Consider the following 16,316-nt stretch of genomic DNA (forward strand, 5'->3'; position numbering starts at 1 on the left):
AGAATTCAGCATATGACGGACATCGCGTACACGGCCCTGGTGGATCAGGCGCTGAATGAGCTCGCCGAAGGCGAGAAGGCTTGGGCGGCAACGCCTCTGGCGCGCCGGCGGGAGATTCTCGACGACGTGCAGCAGTTGGCGGTGCAGCACGGCGCCGAGTGGGTCGAGGCCGCGATCCGGATCAAGCAACTGAATCCGGAGTCGCCGCTGGTCGGTGAGGAGTGGATTTCCGGCCCGTACCCGCTGGCGGCCGGGGCGGCCGCACTGTCCGCGAGCCTGGCCAAGTTGGAGGCCGGCAAGAGCCCGCTGGACGGGGCCGACTTCAGCACCGCAGCGGGCCGGACGACCGTGAACGTGTTGCCGCTCAACGTCTTCGACAAGCTCCTGCTGTCCGGATTCAGTGCCGAGGTGTGGCTGCAGCCGGGTGTCAGTCGCGACGAGGCGCTACGGACCGCCGGTCTGGCGCAGCGGGATCCCGGTAAGACCAACGGAATCGGCGTCGTGCTCGGCGCCGGAAACATCACGTCGATCGCCCCGCTCGACACCGTCTACGAGCTGATCGCCAACAACCGCGTGGTGGCGCTCAAGCTCAACCCGGTCACCGATCCGATCCTGCCGGTGCTGACCAAGGTGCTGGCGCCGTTCATCGAGCTCGGCGCGGTGCGGATTCTCACCGGGGGCGCCGACGTCGGCACCTACCTGGTGCAGCACGACGCGGTCGACCACGTGCACATGACGGGCAGTGCCCTGACGCACGACGCCATTGTCTTCGGCGTCGGCGAAGAGGGTGCCCGGCGCAAGGCCGCGGGCGAGCCGATCCTCCACAAGGACATCACCAGCGAGCTCGGCGGGGTGTCGCCGACCATCGTGGTGCCCGGCAAGTGGAGCAAGGCCGATATCGCGTTCCAGGCCAACCACATCGCCACCCAGCGGCTGCACAACAACGGCTACAACTGCGTGGCGTCGCAGGTCGTGGTGCTGTCCTCGAAGTGGGCGCAGCGCGACGAGTTCGTCGCGGCCCTGACCAAGGCCATCGCCGCCGCGCCCAACCGCGCCGCCTACTACCCGGGCTCCGATGCGCGCGTCGCCAGCGCCGAGGCCGCCTACCCGAAAGCCCAGCGCCTCGGTGACCGCGTGCTGGTGGTGGACCCCGAGGACCGCACCGCGCTGCTGGGCACCGAGTACTTCTCGCCGGTGTACGGCGTCGTCGACCTCGACAGCGACGGCGTCGAGTTCCTCCGCGAGGCCACCCGCCTGGCCAACGAGGACTTCGTCGGCACGCTGGGCGTCAACATCGTCGCGGCGCCCGCCACCATCAAGGCGCTGGAAAAGGCCTTCGACGCCATGATCGAGGCGCTGCACTACGGCACCATCGCGGTGAACGCCTGGACCGGCGTCGGTTACCTGACGCCGCACGCCACCTGGGGCGCCTTCCCCGGGCACACGCTCGATGACGTGCAGAGCGGAATCGGTGTGGTGCACAACGGTTTCCTGATCGAGAAGCCCGAGCGCACCGTGGTGCGGGGGCCGTTCCGCCCGTCGCCGCGCTCGCTGATCGGCGGCGAGCTGTCGATCTCGCCGAAGCCGCCGTGGTTCGTCAACAACCGTACGGCCGCTTCGACCGGCCGGCTCCTCACCGCGTTCGCCGGCAAGCCGAGCTGGGCCAAACTGCCCGCGATCTTCGTGTCGGCACTGCGGGGCTGACGGGTTTCTCGGGGTTACCCGGGCAAAGCCCGGTCTGTGGTCATGCCACAGGCCGGGCTTTTTTCATGAAGTGGTCGTCACCGTCTGGTCATCGAACGCTAACCTACGCTACCGTAGGTTACGGTACCGTAGGTTCGAGAGGGTGTGGACCTGACGCCGACCACCGATGAAGGGAATGACCCATGGATACCCAGGCCGCCGTGCTGTACGAACTGGAGCCCGTCGTCGCGCAGAACCTCGACCGGCACCTCGAGATGTCGCGGGAATGGTTCCCGCACGACTACGTCCCGTGGAGCCGCGGGCGGGACTTCGCGTTCCTCGGTGGCGAAGACTGGCAGCCGGAGGACTCGCCGCTCGACCCGGTCGCCAAGACGGCCCTGACCGTCAACCTGCTGACCGAGGACAACCTGCCGTCGTACCACCGCGAGATCGCCACCCGTTTCTCCCGTGACGGGGCATGGGGCACCTGGATCGGGCAGTGGACGGCCGAGGAGGGCCGCCACAGCATCGCGCTGCGGGACTACCTGGTGGTCACCCGCGGCGTCGATCCCGTTGCCCTGGAACGGCTTCGCATGGAGCACACCGTCGCCGGCTATGACGCGGGGGACCGCAGCGCGCTGTCGGTGCTGGCCTATGTGTCATTCCAGGAACTGGCTACGCGCGTCTCGCACCGCAACACCGGCCGGGCGTCGGGCTGCCCGCTGGCGGACCAGCTCCTGGCCCGGATCGCGGCCGACGAGAACCTGCACATGGTCTTCTACCGCAACCTGATGGCCGCAGCGCTCGACATCGCACCGGACGACGCGATGGTCGCCATTCGCGACGAGGTCATCAACTTCGCCATGCCGGGGGTGGGAATGGCCGACTTCGCGAAGAACGCGCTCACCATCGCCAAGGCCGGCATCTACGACCTGCGCATCCACCACGACGACGTGCTGGTGCCGGTGCTGCGTTTCTGGAACATCTTCGAGCGCAACGATTTCGGTGCGGTCGGTGAGCAGGCTCGTGAGGAACTGATCGGGTTCCTCGGGATGCTCGACGAGCGCGCGCGGTTCTACGAGGAGAAGCGCAAGCTGGCCGCCGTGGCCGGCTGAGCGGCTATCCGGGGAGCCGGATCACCTGGGCGGCGTAGGCCAGGCCCGCGCCGTAGCCCAGGAGCAGCGCCACGCTGCCGGGCTTGGCCTCGCCGGTATCCAGCAGGGTGTACATCGCCAGGGGGATCGAGGCGGCCGAGGTGTTGCCGGCATCCTGGATATCTTGGGCGACAACGGTTTCCGGACTGAGTCCGAGGCCCTTGGTGAGCAGCTCGTTGATCCGGCCGTTGGCCTGATGCGGGATGAACACGTCGATGTCGTCGACCGTGAGGCCCGCGGCCGCGATCGCGCGCTTGCCGACGTCGACCATCTGGAAGGCCGCCCAGCGGAAGACGGTCTGGCCCTCCATGCGCAGGAAAGGTCTTGGGCCGGAAGGGTTCTCGGTGTAATCGATCCAGCTGAGGTCCTGCACGATGGCGCTGGACTGCTCGCCGTCGCTGCCGGCGACGGTGGGCCCGATGCCCTGCTCCTCGGTCGGTCCGACGACCACCGCGGCGGCGCCGTCGGCGAAGATGAAGGCGTTGCTGCGGTCGGTCATGTCGATGGCGTCGGACAGCTTCTCCGAGCCCACCACCAGGATGCGGCCCGCGCTACCGGCCCGGATCATGTCGGCGGCCACCCCCAGCGAGTAGCCGAATCCCGCGCAGCCCGCGGCGATGTCGAAGGCCGGAATGCCCTGCGCGCCAATCTCGGTGGCGACCTGGGGCCCGCACGGCGGGGTGTTGCGGAAGTTGGTGCTGGTGGCCACGATGACGGCGTCGATGTCCGAGCCGGACAGCTCCGCCGCGGCACAGGCGCGCCGTCCGGCCTCGCAGGCCATCGTGACCGCCGACTCGTCGCGGCCGGCGAAGCGGCGGTTCTTGATGCCCGTCCGGGAGTAGATCCACTCGTCCGACGAATCGATGGTCTCGCAGATTTCGTCGTTGGTGACGACGCGGCCGGGGCGGTAGGCCGCCACGCTCAGCAGGCCGACGTTCTGTGCGCCGCTGCGCGTATGGATATGTGTCACTTGTGGATTCCTGTCGGACGGGGGAGGCTCAGCGCCCAGCCGGGTCGAGCCCGAGCGACATCCCGGCCAGTCCGCGCTTGCGGCTGGACAGTTTGTCGGCGATGCCGCGCAACGCGGCGCCGGCGGCGGTGTCCGGTCCGGACAGCACCAGGGGCACACCGGTGTCGCCGGCGCTCACGAGCTGCGGGTCCAGAGGGACCTGGCCCAACAGCGGAACCTCGGCACCGACTGTGCGCGTGAGGCTTTCGGCGACCTGTGCGCCGCCGCCCTCGCCGAACAGCTGCATCGTGGTGCCGTCGGGCAGGGTCAGTCCGGACATGTTCTCGACCACGCCGACGATGCGCTGACGGGTCTGGACCGCGATGGCGCCGGCGCGCTCGGCGACCTCGGCGGCGGCCATCTGCGGTGTGGTGACGACGAGGATCTCGGCGCCGGGGATCAATTGCGCCACCGAGATGGCGATGTCGCCCGTGCCGGGCGGCAGGTCGAGCAGCAGGACGTCGAGGTCGCCCCAGTACACGTCGGCCAGGAACTGCTGCAGCGCGCGGTGCAGCATCGGCCCGCGCCACACCACCGGGGTGTTGCCCTGGGTGAACATCGCGATGGAGATGACCTTCACATCGTGCGAAACCGGCGGCAGGATCATCGAATCCACCTGGGTGGGACGATCCTGCACACCCATCATCCGGGGCACCGAGTGGCCGTAGATGTCGGCGTCGAGGAGGCCGACTGACAGGCCCCTGGCGGCCAGCGCGGCGGCCAGGTTCACCGTCACGCTGGACTTGCCGACGCCTCCCTTGCCCGACGCCACCGCGTACACCCGGGTCAACGAGCCGGGCTGGGCGAACGGGATGACCGGCTCTTTGTCGTCGCCGCGCAGCAGCTTGCGCAGTTCGGCGCGCTGCTCGTCGTTCATCACATCGAGGGTCACCTTGACGGCCCCGGTGCCCGGCACGTCGGTGACGGCCGCGGTGACCCGATCGCTGATCTCGGTCTTCTTCGGGCAGGCCGACGTGGTCAGGTAAATCTCGACGTGCACCGCGCCGTCGGACTCGACCGTCACGTCCTTGACCATCCCGACCTCGGTGATCGGACGGCGCAGTTCAGGATCGATGACTTTGCCCAGTGCGGCGCGCACAGCGGCTTTCAGCTCAGCAGACATTACTCGCGAGTTTATAACTGCCGGTCAGCGCACCGGCAGCTGGTCAGGGTAGGCCCGGGAAGGCGGGCGGCGGCGGACCCATGGCTTCCGCGGGCAACGGGCCGGCGGGAGCCGGCACTGCCGGGACCGCTGCCGGGCCGGGCGCGGGTCCCGGTGCGGCGCCGACCGGGCCGGCGGCCGGGGTGCCGACGCCGACCGCGGTGATCGGGATGGGACCCGGAGGCAGCGGCGCGACGGGCGCGGGTGCGGGCGCGAGCGGGGCCGGCGGCAACTGGAACGGCGGCAGCCCGAACGGGTTCGGCGCCGGGGCGTCCAGCGCCGGGGCATCCGGGGCGGGGACGGGCACGGCGCTCGGCGAGGGGCCGCCCTGCAGGCAGAAGACCGCGCAGTTCTGTTTCGGTTCGGCCGGCCCGGGCAGCGGACCCATGCGGCCCATCTGCAGCGCGGGCGTCATCGCCAGCGGGTCGTCGGACGGCAGTCCCATCGCGTTGATCGGCAGCCCCGGCCCGAGTCCCTCGGGGTTGTCCAGGTGCTGGTCGCCGATGGCGGGCGGCGGGCCGACGATCGGCGGCAGGTCGACCGGCGCGATGCCGGTGACGTAGGCCTTGGCCCAGCCGAGCACGTTCTGGGCGTAGGGCATCGAGTTGTTGTAGCGCAGGATCGCGGTCAGCACCTGGGACGGATCACGCAGGTTCAGCCCGCCGCTGCACAGGTAGCGGGCCGCGGCCAGGGAGGCGTCGTAGACGTTCTGCACGTCGGGCTTGCCGTCGCCGACAGCGTCCGCGGCGTACCGGGCCCACGTGCCGGGCAGGAACTGCATGGGCCCCAGCGCCCGGGCATAGGTCACGCGTCCGGCCGAGATGCTCTGCACGATGACCTCGTTGCCGGCCAGCGTGCCGTCGAGGACGGGCCCCAGGATCGGGGTGAGCGCGGTGCCCCGCGCGTCGGTGGCGCCGCTGTTGGCGTGGCCCGACTCGATGCGGCCGATACCGGCCAGCAGGTTCCAGCTGATACCGCAGCCCGGTGCGCTGGTCGCCATGATCTTCTCGGCGGTGCGGTAGGCGTTGAGGACGATCGGCGGGATGCGCAGCCCGCCGGGGGCCATCACGAGCGACGCCGGCGGCGGCGACAGGGCAGTGGTCGGGTCCATGTGCAGCGCGCGGGGCATCTGATCGGACGCGACGACCGTCATCCCGGCCCGATTGCGGGGGCCGGGCGTGGTGGGTGTGACGGCGGCCAGCGGCGTGACGCCCGTGGTGGCGCTGGTGTGCGCGGTTGTTTGCCGAGTTGGCGCCGAACCGCCGACGGCAAGCATCAGGACGAGCGGCGCGACGACCGCGACACCGGCCAACGGCCGGCGCAGCGCCCTGGCGATCTGCCGACGCCGACCGGGCCCGGCTTCGGTGGCGGCGTCGTTGTCATCGCCAACCGCGGCGTCGTAATCCTCGATGGCGTCGTCAGCCGGCTCGGAATCGCCGGGAAATGCGTGGGATTCAGTAGTAGGCGCAGCGTTGTCCGCGGAATCAGCGGTGTCGCCCCCGATGTGCACTGAGCCATCCTATGAAAGTGGAATACCGGAGTGACCCCGGTGACCTGTGTTGTGACCCAAGTCACCATACCTACTCCGCGGTCGGTTGTCGTAGCAATGATTCCGGAGAATGGAATCTCTTATTCGGCCGCGGTGGCGGAGTCGGCGGAGTCGGCCCGAGTGCCGCTGAAAGCGTCGTCTTCCTCGACCGGCGGCCGGGATTTTCCGGTCTTGCGTTTGCCGGATCCGCCCTTGCCGCCGTTCTGCTGAGCAATCAATGCCCGCAGCTCGTCGAGTTCGCGGCGGAGGTAGTCCCGGGTCGCCACCTCGCCGACGGCCAGCCGCAGCGCGGCCAGTTCGCGGGCCAGGAATTCGGTGTCGGCCTTGGTCTGGGCGGCGCGCCTGCGGTCCTCTTCGAGCGACACGCGGTCCCGGTTCTCCTGGCGGTTCTGCGCGAGCAGGATCAGCGGCGCGGCGTACGCGGCCTGGGTCGAGAACGCCAGGTTCAGCAGGATGAATGGATACGGGTCGAATTGCAGGCTGATCGCGATCAGGTTGAAGGCGATCCAGATGACCACGATCACCGTCTGGATGAGCAGATATTTGCCCGTGCCCAGGAACCGGGCGATCGACTCACTGAACTGGCCGACGGCCTCGACGTCGACCCGCGGGGTCAGCCGGAAACGGGACGTGCGCGGGATGTCCAGGCGCTGCCGCGCCGAAGGCTCGCTCACCGGCCGGCTCCCGAGATGTTGTCAGTGATGGCCTGCGTCGAGTCCGGCCCTGGTTCGTCCGCGCTCCGCCAGCCCGACGGCAGCAGGTGGTCGAGCAGGTCGTCGACGGTGACGGCGCCCAGCAGATGATTCTCGTCGTCGACAACCGGCGCGGACACCAGGTTGTAGGCGGCGAAGTAGCGCGTGACCTCGGCCAGCGAGCTGGTGGGGGACAGCACCGGCAGGTCTGTGTCGAGGATCCCGCCGACCTGGGTGGCCGGTGGTTCGCGCAGCAGCCGTTGCGTATGCACCAGGCCCAGGTACCGTCCGGTCGGCGTCGCGGTCGGCGGCCGGGCCACGAACGTCATCGACGCCAGGGCCGAGGTCAGCTCCGGGTCGCGGACGCGGGCCAGCGCCTCGGCGACGGTGGTGTCGGGGGTGAGCACGACGGGCTCGGGCGTCATCAGACCACCGGCGGTGTCGGGGGAGTGCTGCAGCAGTCGGCGCACCGGCTCGGAGTCCTCGGGGTCCATGCGGTCCAGCAGTACGGCGGCCCGGGTGGCGTCGAGCTCACCGAGGAGGTCGGCGGCGTCGTCGGGGTCCATCTCTTCCAGCACGTCCGCGGCCCGCTCGGTGCCGAGCTGGTTGAGCAGTTCGGCCTGCTCGGGTTCGGAGAGTTCCTGCAGGATGTCGGCCAGGCGGTCGTCGTCGAGGGCCTTGACGACTTCGTGCCGGCGCTTGACCGGCAGATCGCGCAGGGCGTCGGCGACCTCGACGGGACGCTGCCCCTCGAACTGCTCCAGCAGCTGTGCCACGCCTTGTCCCGGCAGCGCGAGCGCCGACGGCGTCAGCCCGGTGACGTTCTTCCAGTCGACGACGTGCACCGTGGTGCGCCGGCCCAGGCGGCGGTGACGCACGGCGACGCGGGTCACCAGCCAGTCACGCGACCGGGCCTGCTCGATCGCGAGATCGACCACGACGACGTCGAGGCCGGTGAGCTGTTCGAGCTCCGGGTCGGTCACGCGGACGCGGGTGTCCAGAATCTGCCCGAGGACCAGGGCCTCGCCGGGGCGCTGTTCGAACCGGCGCAGCGAGATGGTCGCTCCCGTGAGGGTGACGGAGTTGTGCTCGATGGACGTCACCCGCAGGATCGGCACGAAAATCCTTCGGCGCGTGGTCAATTCGACCACGAGGCCGAGCACCCGCGGTTGCTGGCGGACGATGCCCATGCTCACGACCACGTCGCGGACCCGGCCGACCGACTCTCCGTCGGGGCCCAGCACGACCAGTCCAGCGAGTCTGGCCACGTAGACCCTGTTGACCGCCACCATGCACCACAGGGTAGAGAGTGGGGTCGTGGAGAACCTGTATCGGCCCCGCCGTACATGCCTGTCCGTCCCCGGTAGTAGCGACAAGATGATCGCCAAGGCCAAGACGCTGCCCGCGGACCAGGTGTTCCTCGACCTCGAAGACGCGGTCGCGGCTGACGCCAAGGCCGCGGCGCGAACCCGGGTGGCGCAGGCGTTGTGCGAGCCGGGCTGGGCGGGCCAGCTGCGCGGCCTCCGGGTCAACGACTGGACCACACCGTGGACGTACGCCGACGTGATCGAGGTCGTCACCGCGGTGGCGCGCGGTGGCGGCGAGCTTGACGTCATCGTGCTGCCGAAGGTCAGCGACGTGTCGCACGTGCAGGCCCTCGATCTGTTGCTGACGCAGCTGGAGCGCACCCACGGACTGCCCGTCGGCGGCATCGGCATCGAAGCCCAGATCGAGGATGCCAGGGGGCTCGTCAACGCCGACGCCATCGCCGGCGGACCGCGGGTCCAGGCCCTGATCTTCGGGCCGGGCGATCTGATGGCGAGCCTCAACATGCGCACCCTGGTCGTGGGGGAGCAGCCCGTCGGTTACGGCGTCGGCGATGCCTATCACCACGTGCTGATGACGATCCTGGTCGCAGCGCGGGCGCACGGCATCAACGCCATCGACGGCCCGTACTTCAAGGTGAAGGACACCGAGGCGTTCACGCGCGTCGCCGGGCAGACCGCGGCGCTGGGGTACGACGGCAAGTGGGTGCTGCACCCCGACCAGATCGCCGCCGGAAACGAGATCTTCAGCCCGCGGCAGGCGGACTACGACCACGCCGAGCTGATCCTCGAGGCCTACGAATGGCATACCTCGCAGGCCGGCGGCGCCCGCGGCGCGGTGCTGCTGGGCGACGAGATGATCGACGAGGCCAGCCGCAAGATGGCGCTCGTGATCGCGGGCAAGGGCCGCGCCGCCGGCATGACGCGCACCGGTGCGCGGTTCACTCCGCCCGCGTGAGCGGGTCGGCTAGCCGCCGAGGATCAGGACGACCAGGAACAGGTTGAGCAGGAACGCCAGGGCGCCGCACGCGATGCCGATCACGGCCAGCAGGCTCCCGCGGGTGCCGCTGCCAGGGATGCGCTCGTAGGCGACCACCCCGAGCCCGACGCCGATGAGCGCCACGGGGCCGAACACCACGCCGGCCAGCGCACACACGACCGAGCCGACCGCCAGCCGGTTCACCCGCGCGCCGATCACAAGGTCGGGTCTTGGCGTGATGCCCAGTCGACCAGCACCACGAAGCCGACCAGGCCGACGATGAGGGTGATGGCACCGATGACGATGCCTGCGATCGCCATGTTCCTGCCGTTGGTCTGCGGCCGGCCTTTGCTCTGCGCCAAGGCGACGACGCCCAGGATGATGCCGAGCAGCGAGCCGGCCGGGCCGAACACGAAGCAGATGAAGTAGAGCGGCAGTGCGATCAGCGAACTCACCAGCGACCCGATGGCCATGCCGTCGCTCGACCTCGGTGCCGGGTACGACGAGTACAGCGGCGGCGGCAGGTAGCCGGCCGGCGGCAGGAATCCCGGTGGCGGTGGGAATCCCGGTGGCGGTGGGGGCGTCACCGGTGGCGGTGGGCCGTACGGGCCGGCGGGCGGGGTGCCGTAGAAGCCCGGCGGCGGGCCGGGAGGTGCGGGATAGGGTCCCGTCGGCGGCTGCGGTGGGGCCGGTGGCATGGGCGCGGGCGGACCCTGCTGCCACGGCGCGGAGGTGGGCCCGGGGTCTTCGGTCGCGGGGTATTCGTACACCGGGTAGTCGCTGGTCGCTTCGGCATCGGTGCCGGTCGGCCGGGGCGCGGAATCGGCTGGCCCCGACGGATCCCAGGAGGGTTGGCCCGACTGCCCGCCCGGACTTGTCATGCCGACCAACCTAGCGCACGAGTTCATGGCATCGTGGTAGCCGAAACGCGTTCCGAGGCGAGTGACAGGAGACCAGGGGAATGACGAATCCGCTGCAGCCCGACCGGACCCCGGGCCCGGGTGGACAGCCCGGATTGCCGACTCCGCCCAAGGGCTGGCCCATCGGTTCGTACCCCACCTATGCCGAGGCGCAGCGCGCCGTCGATTACCTGTCGGACCAAGAGTTTCCGGTGCAGCACGTGACCATCGTGGGCGTCGACCTGATGCAGGTGGAGCGCGTCACCGGGCGGCTCACCTGGCCGCGGGTGCTGACCGGCGGCATCCTGACCGGGGCGTGGCTGGGTCTGTTCATCGGGCTGGTGCTCGGGCTGTTCGGCACCAACGCGTGGGGCTCGCTGCTCACGGGCCTGATCGCCGGCATCTTCTTCGGCTTGATCACCTCGGGCGTGCAGTATGCGATGTCGCGCGGCACAAGGGATTTCAGCTCCACCATGCAGCTCGTCGCGGGCCGATACGACGTCTTGTGCGATCCGGTGTGCGCCGAACAGGGCCGCGATCTGCTGGGGCGGCTGTCGCTGTAGGGCCCTCCGGCCTCGGTCGCCATATCCGCCACTAGGTGGCGATATGTTGCATGGCACACCTGCCGCGCTCTACGGTTTGCGCGCGGGAGGTTCCCGTGAGACAGGAGGCGTCCGTGGTGCGCGCGGGAAAGCTGCGGGCTGCGCTGGCAGCGGGTGCGGCGGCGTGCACGGCCGCCACGTTGGTCTCCGCCTGCGGTTCCGGTGCGGGCGGCACCGTCGTCAGCGTGTACACGTCGGCCAATGAGAAGGCGACGTTCTCGGCCCTCGCCAGGCGGTGCAACGCCGAACTCGGCGGCCGCTTCAGCATCAAGCAGGTCAGTCTGCCCAAGGGCGCCGACGATCAGCGGCTGCAACTGGCGCGCCGGCTGACCGGCAACGACAAGAACCTCGACATCATGGGCCTGGACGTCGTCTGGACGGCGGAGTTCGCCGAGGCCGGCTGGGCCGTGCCGCTGTCCGACGACCCGGCCGGGAAAGCGGAAGCCGACGCCGCCGACGACACCTTGCCCGGACCGCTCAAGACCGCGCAGTGGCAGGGCCGGCTGTTCGCCGCACCCATCACGACCAACACCCAAATGCTCTGGTACCGGGCCGATCTGATGCCCGAAGCGCCGGCCACCTGGGACGACATGGTGGCGCAGGCGACGCGGCTGCATGCCGCCGGGGGACCCAGCTGGATCGCCGTGCAGGCCAAGCAGTACGAGGGTCTGGTGGTCTGGTTCAACACCTTGCTGACCAGTGCCGGCGGCAGCGTGCTGTCCGACGACGGCAAGACCGTCACCCTGACCGACACACCTGAGCACCGCGCCGCGACCGTCAAGGCGCTGCAGGTCATCAAGTCGGTGGCCACCGCACCCGGCGCAGACCCGTCGATCACCCAGACCGACGAGGGAACGGCGCGGCTCGCGCTCGAGCAGGGCAAGGCCGCGCTCGAGGTGAACTGGCCGTTCGTGCTGCCGTCGCTGCTGGAGAACGCGGTCAAGGGCGGCGTGCCGTTCCTGCCGCTCGACGAGCACGCGGAGCTCAAGAGCGCCATCAACGACGTCGGAACCTTCGCGCCCGACGATGCGCAGTTCACCACCGCCTACGACGAGAGCAAGAAGGTGTTCGGCTTCGCGGATTACCCAGCGGTGCAGCCCGGGGTGCCGGCCAAAGTCACCATCGGCGGGCTGAATCTTGCTGTGAGCAAGACCAGTACGCACAAGGCCGAGGCCTTCGAGGCCATCCGGTGCATGCGCAGCGCGACCAACCAGCAGTTCACGTCGGTGGAGGGCGGCCTGCCCGCGGTCCGCGCGTCGCTGTATGACGATGCCAAGTTCCAGGCCAAGTACCCGCAGTACGCGGTGATCCGCCGCCAGCTCGCCGATGCCGCGGTCCGTCCGGCCACGCCGCAGTATCAGGCGGTGTCGACGCGGATTTCGGCGACGCTGGCTCCGATCACCAAGATCGACCCGCAGCGCACCGCCGACAAGTTGGCCTCCGAGGTGCAACAGGCGATCGACGGCAAGGGGCTGATCCCGTGAGTCGTGGAACTGCCGACAGGCGCCTCGCCTATGCGCTGATCGCGCCCGCCGTGCTGGTGATGCTCGCGGTGGCCGCGTATCCCGTCGGCTACGCGGTGTGGCTGAGCCTGCACCGGGACAACCTCGCCGCGCCGGCGGAGACCCGCTTCGTGGGTCTGGACAACTACACGACAATCCTCACCGACCACTACTGGTGGACGGCCTTCGTGGTCACCCTCGGCATCACGGTGGTGTCGGTGGCCATCGAGTTCGTGCTCGGCATGACGCTCGCGGTGGTGATGCACCGGACCGTCTTCGGCAGCTCGGTGGTGCGCACCGCCATCCTGATTCCGTACGGCATCGTGACCGTGGCCGCTTCCTACAGTTGGTATTACGCGTGGACGCCGGGCACCGGCTACCTCGCGAATCTGCTGCCCACGGGCAGCGCGCCGCTGACCGAGCAGCTGCCGTCGCTGGCCATCGTGGTGCTTGCCGAGGTGTGGAAGACCACGCCGTTCATGTCGTTGCTGCTGTTGGCGGGGCTGGTGCTGGTGCCCCGGGACCTGCTCGACGCCGCCCAGATGGACGGCGCGGGTCGCTGGCAGCGGTTCGCCAAAGTGACGCTGCCGCTGATGAAACCGGCGATCCTCGTGGCCTTGCTGTTCCGCACGCTGGATGCGTTCCGCATCTTCGACAACATCTACGTGCTCACGGGCGGCACCAACAACACCGGCTCGGTGTCGATCCTGGGTTACGACAATCTCTTCAAGGCGTTCAACATCGGCCTGGGATCGGCGATCAGCGTCCTGATCTTCGCGACCGTCGCGATCATCGCGTTCATCTACATCAAGATCTTCGGTGCCGCGGCGCCCGGTGCGGAAGCCGAGGTGCGGTGACATGAGCGATCAGACACGTGGCGGCAGGTTGGCCGGCTGGGGCGTGGTCAACGTCCTGGTGGTGGTCTACGCGCTGCTGCCGGTGCTGTGGATCTTCTCGCTGTCACTCAAGCCGACGTCAACGGTCAAGGACGGCAACCTGATTCCGCGTCAGGTCACGTTCGACAACTACAAGGGCATCTTCACCGGCGGCGGCTTCGGCTCGGCACTGATCAACTCGATCGGCATCGGGCTGATCACCACCGCCATCGCGGTCACGATCGGTGGCATGGCGGCCTACGCCGTGGCGCGGCTGGACTTTCCGGGCAAGCGACTGCTGGTCGGCCTGTCGTTGCTGATCGCGATGTTCCCGCAGATCTCGTTGGTGACACCGTTGTTCAACATCGAGCGCACCGTCGGGCTGTTCGACACCTGGCCGGGTCTGATCCTGCCGTACATCACCTTCGCGCTGCCGCTGGCGATCTACACCCTGTCGGCGTTCTTCCGGGAAATCCCTTGGGATCTGGAGAAGGCCGCCAAGATGGACGGTGCCACGCCGGGGCAGGCCTTCCGGAAGGTCATCGCGCCACTCGCCGCGCCCGGCATCGTCACCGCAGCGATCCTGGTGTTCATCTTCGCCTGGAACGACCTGCTGCTGGCGTTGTCGCTGACCGCCACCCAGCGCGCCATCACCGCGCCGGTGGCGATCGCGAACTTCACGGGCAGTTCGCAATTCGAGGAGCCCACCGGTTCCATCGCCGCCGGGGCGATGGTCATCACGGTGCCCATCATCATCTTTGTTCTCATCTTCCAACGACGGATCGTCGCGGGCCTGACGTCCGGTGCGGTGAAGGGGTAGTCCATGGCCGAAATCGTTCTGGAGAACGTCACCAAGAGTTACGACGGCGGCGCAACGGCCGTGCAGGACCTGTCGCTCACGATCGCCGACGGTGAGTTCCTGATCCTGGTCGGGCCGTCGGGATGCGGAAAGTCGACGACGCTCAACATGATTGCCGGCCTGGAGGACATCAGCTCCGGCGAACTGCGCATCGGTGGCGAACGGGTCAACGAGAAGGAGCCCCGCGACCGGGACATCGCGATGGTGTTCCAGTCCTACGCGCTCTACCCGCACATGACGGTGCGGCAGAACATCGCGTTCCCGCTCACTCTCGCGAAGATGCCGAAGGCCGAGATCGCCGCCAAGGTCGAGGAGACCGCGAAAATCCTTGATCTGACGGCACTTCTGGACCGCAAGCCCGCCCAGCTGTCCGGTGGACAGCGTCAGCGAGTGGCAATGGGACGTGCCATCGTGCGTAGCCCCAAGGCCTTCCTGATGGACGAGCCGCTGTCCAACCTGGACGCCAAGCTGCGGGTGCAGATGCGCACCGAGATCGCCCGGCTGCAGGCCCGCCTCGGCACCACCACCGTCTACGTCACGCACGACCAGACCGAGGCGATGACGCTGGGGGACCGGGTGGTGGTGATGAGCGGCGGTGTCGCGCAACAGGTCGGCACCCCTGACGAGCTGTACAACGAGCCGGCGAACCTGTTCGTCGCCGGCTTCATCGGCTCCCCGTCGATGAACTTCTTCCCGGCCACACGGACCGACGTCGGGGTGCAGCTGCCCTTCGGTGAGGTCACCTTGAGCGACGAGGCCCGCGCGGCGCTGGACCAGCAGCGGCCGTCGGCCGACCTGATCGCGGGTGTGCGTCCCGAGCAGTTCGACGACGCCTCGGTGATCGACGCCTACGCGCGCATCCAGTCGCTGACCTTCGAGGTCGACGCCGAGCTGGTGGAATCGCTCGGCGCGGACAAGTACGTGCATTTCCGGCTCGAAGGGGCCGGCGCTCAAGCCGCCCAGCTGGAGCAGCTCGCCGACGACACCGCGGACGCCGGATCGAGCGAAAACACCTATGTGGCACGGGTTTCGGCCAAGTCGCCCGCGACGGCGGGCAGCCGGATCGAGCTGGCCCTGGACACCTCCAAGCTGACGCTGTTCGACCCGGCCACGGGCCGCAACCTGTCGTTGCCGCAGTGACCGACGTCCTCGGCGCGGTTCGTGCCCGTCTGACAACGCATTTCGCCGATCGCGGCAGCACCGCCGATCCGGTGGGCGCCAGCGTCACGTTCCTCGGTGCCGACCCCATCGAGGTACTGCGTTACGGGCCGACCGACGGGGACGTGTATCACTATGCGTCCCTGGGCTGTTCGCGCTACCCCATGACGGACCCGATGGACATGGTGGCCGACGGGATCAGCGGCCCGCGGGCGGAGGCGGTGCTGTCCCTGCGCGGTCCGACCCCGACGGCGCTGGCTCGCTCGATCGCGGTGTTGGCGTCGGCACCGGCCGTCGAAGGCCTGATCCTGGAACCGGATGCGCTGATCGATCTGCAGCAGCCGGTCTGGCAGGGGGCGGCGTTCACCGCATTCCTGTTGGGCGTCAGCGAGATCGGTGACGTCGAGCTGCCTGAGCCGTACCAGCCGGTGCGGATCCTCAGCGCCACACCGATCACCGCGACCGAGGCCGCCTGGGTGCGGCTCAAAGGCGCCGCCGCCATGCGGGATGCGTGGCAGCAGGACGGCGTCGACGTCCTCGATCAGCGACGCCGGGCCGCCGAACCTCGGGCCTAGGACGTGTTGTTCGGACAGGTGACGTCGGCCCACACGACGTCACCCTCGGCCGGTTCGTCGGAGGACGGGTTGTTGACGCGGACCACGGTGCAGCGGGGCAGGAGCACCGGCTTGTTGCCGTTGAGCCAGTTGATCCTGACGGTGTAGCCCTCGGCCTCGAGGTCTCTGATCACGGCGTCCGCGCCATTGGCGTGGGCGGCGGGTGCGGTGATGCCGGTGAGCACACCACTGGCAACGACCAACGCGACTACGGTGGAGCTGCGCCCAATTTTCATTGGAAGATCATGCCCGAA

General features: G+C 69.0%; 17 protein-coding genes. 9 read left to right on the top strand and 8 right to left on the bottom strand.

Going from position 1 to position 16,316, the window contains the following annotated elements:
• Positions 1-12 precede the first annotated feature (12 nt).
• Both ACJH6I_RS14085 and ACJH6I_RS14090 read left to right on the top strand, forming a co-directional pair.
• Positions 13-1,704 carry an aldehyde dehydrogenase family protein gene (locus ACJH6I_RS14085; protein ID WP_406775612.1) on the top strand — a complete coding sequence of 564 codons (1,692 nt, stop codon included), beginning with the start codon at positions 13-15 and terminating at the stop codon, positions 1,702-1,704.
• A 182-nt stretch (positions 1,705-1,886) separates the two neighbouring features.
• Positions 1,887-2,798, top strand: coding sequence for an acyl-ACP desaturase (locus tag ACJH6I_RS14090; protein WP_406775613.1), 912 nt, complete (start codon positions 1,887-1,889; stop codon positions 2,796-2,798).
• 4 nt (positions 2,799-2,802) lie between these two features.
• On the opposite strand, the gene ACJH6I_RS14095 is transcribed toward ACJH6I_RS14090, so the two are convergent.
• The 5 genes from ACJH6I_RS14095 to ACJH6I_RS14115 form a co-directional block, all read right to left on the bottom strand.
• A complete protein-coding gene (locus tag ACJH6I_RS14095) occupies positions 2,803-3,807 on the bottom strand; it encodes a beta-ketoacyl-ACP synthase III (protein ID WP_406784230.1) in 1,005 nt (334 codons plus the stop codon).
• Between the two features lie 28 nt (positions 3,808-3,835).
• Positions 3,836-4,969, bottom strand: coding sequence for an Mrp/NBP35 family ATP-binding protein (locus tag ACJH6I_RS14100; RefSeq protein ID WP_406775615.1), 1,134 nt, complete (start codon positions 4,967-4,969; stop codon positions 3,836-3,838).
• A 43-nt stretch (positions 4,970-5,012) separates the two neighbouring features.
• Positions 5,013-6,518: a lytic transglycosylase domain-containing protein gene (locus ACJH6I_RS14105; protein WP_406775616.1), complete on the bottom strand. Its 1,506-nt coding sequence runs from the start codon at positions 6,516-6,518 to the stop codon at positions 5,013-5,015.
• A 119-nt stretch (positions 6,519-6,637) separates the two neighbouring features.
• Positions 6,638-7,231: a DUF1003 domain-containing protein gene (locus ACJH6I_RS14110; RefSeq protein WP_318986188.1), complete on the bottom strand. Its 594-nt coding sequence runs from the start codon at positions 7,229-7,231 to the stop codon at positions 6,638-6,640.
• Complete coding sequence (locus tag ACJH6I_RS14115; protein WP_293021010.1) at positions 7,228-8,541, bottom strand: magnesium transporter MgtE N-terminal domain-containing protein; 1,314 nt, start codon at positions 8,539-8,541, stop codon at positions 7,228-7,230. The genes ACJH6I_RS14110 and ACJH6I_RS14115 overlap by 4 nt, the downstream gene beginning before the upstream one ends.
• A gap of 25 nt (positions 8,542-8,566) precedes the next feature.
• Between ACJH6I_RS14115 and ACJH6I_RS14120 the strand changes: the two genes are divergently transcribed.
• Positions 8,567-9,532, top strand: a complete 966-nt coding sequence (locus ACJH6I_RS14120) for a CoA ester lyase (protein WP_226520978.1) — start codon at positions 8,567-8,569, stop codon at positions 9,530-9,532.
• A 9-nt stretch (positions 9,533-9,541) separates the two neighbouring features.
• Here ACJH6I_RS14120 and ACJH6I_RS14125 read toward each other — a convergent pair whose 3' ends face one another.
• Together ACJH6I_RS14125 and ACJH6I_RS14130 are read right to left on the bottom strand one after the other, a co-directional pair.
• Positions 9,542-9,772 (bottom strand): DUF4190 domain-containing protein, encoded by a 231-nt coding sequence (locus tag ACJH6I_RS14125; RefSeq protein ID WP_406784231.1) that lies wholly within the window; start codon positions 9,770-9,772, stop codon positions 9,542-9,544.
• Positions 9,769-10,434 carry a DUF4190 domain-containing protein gene (locus tag ACJH6I_RS14130; RefSeq protein ID WP_318986186.1) on the bottom strand — a complete coding sequence of 222 codons (666 nt, stop codon included), beginning with the start codon at positions 10,432-10,434 and terminating at the stop codon, positions 9,769-9,771. The genes ACJH6I_RS14125 and ACJH6I_RS14130 overlap by 4 nt, the downstream gene beginning before the upstream one ends.
• Before the next feature lie 80 nt (positions 10,435-10,514).
• Between ACJH6I_RS14130 and ACJH6I_RS14135 the strand changes: the two genes are divergently transcribed.
• The 6 genes from ACJH6I_RS14135 to ACJH6I_RS14160 all read left to right on the top strand — a co-directional run bounded on the left by ACJH6I_RS14135 (position 10,515) and on the right by ACJH6I_RS14160 (position 16,023).
• Positions 10,515-11,015, top strand: coding sequence for a general stress protein (locus ACJH6I_RS14135; protein ID WP_061004137.1), 501 nt, complete (start codon positions 10,515-10,517; stop codon positions 11,013-11,015).
• Positions 11,016-11,128: 113 nt separating this feature from the next.
• Positions 11,129-12,538: an ABC transporter substrate-binding protein gene (locus ACJH6I_RS14140; protein WP_293021024.1), complete on the top strand. Its 1,410-nt coding sequence runs from the start codon at positions 11,129-11,131 to the stop codon at positions 12,536-12,538.
• The gene (locus ACJH6I_RS14145) at positions 12,535-13,413 is read left to right on the top strand and encodes a carbohydrate ABC transporter permease (protein ID WP_138249607.1); all 879 of its coding nucleotides are present in this window, start codon (positions 12,535-12,537) and stop codon (positions 13,411-13,413) included. The genes ACJH6I_RS14140 and ACJH6I_RS14145 overlap by 4 nt, the downstream gene beginning before the upstream one ends.
• A gap of 1 nt (position 13,414) precedes the next feature.
• Positions 13,415-14,251 carry a carbohydrate ABC transporter permease gene (locus ACJH6I_RS14150; protein WP_061004140.1) on the top strand — a complete coding sequence of 279 codons (837 nt, stop codon included), beginning with the start codon at positions 13,415-13,417 and terminating at the stop codon, positions 14,249-14,251.
• Positions 14,252-14,254: 3 nt separating this feature from the next.
• On the top strand, positions 14,255-15,430 hold the full coding sequence (locus tag ACJH6I_RS14155; protein WP_318986185.1) for a sn-glycerol-3-phosphate ABC transporter ATP-binding protein UgpC: 1,176 nt from the start codon (positions 14,255-14,257) through the stop codon (positions 15,428-15,430).
• Positions 15,427-16,023, top strand: a complete 597-nt coding sequence (locus ACJH6I_RS14160) for a suppressor of fused domain protein (protein ID WP_318986184.1) — start codon at positions 15,427-15,429, stop codon at positions 16,021-16,023. The genes ACJH6I_RS14155 and ACJH6I_RS14160 overlap by 4 nt, the downstream gene beginning before the upstream one ends.
• Here ACJH6I_RS14160 and ACJH6I_RS14165 read toward each other — a convergent pair.
• A complete protein-coding gene (locus ACJH6I_RS14165) occupies positions 16,020-16,298 on the bottom strand; it encodes a hypothetical protein (RefSeq protein ID WP_318986183.1) in 279 nt (92 codons plus the stop codon). The two genes, ACJH6I_RS14160 and ACJH6I_RS14165, sit on opposite strands and share 4 nt — an antisense overlap.
• Between the last annotated feature and the right edge of the window lie 18 nt (positions 16,299-16,316).

Origin of the sequence: Mycobacterium sp. SMC-13 (assembly GCF_045311035.1) — a bacterium.
In the GTDB taxonomy this organism is placed as follows: domain Bacteria; phylum Actinomycetota; class Actinomycetes; order Mycobacteriales; family Mycobacteriaceae; genus Mycobacterium.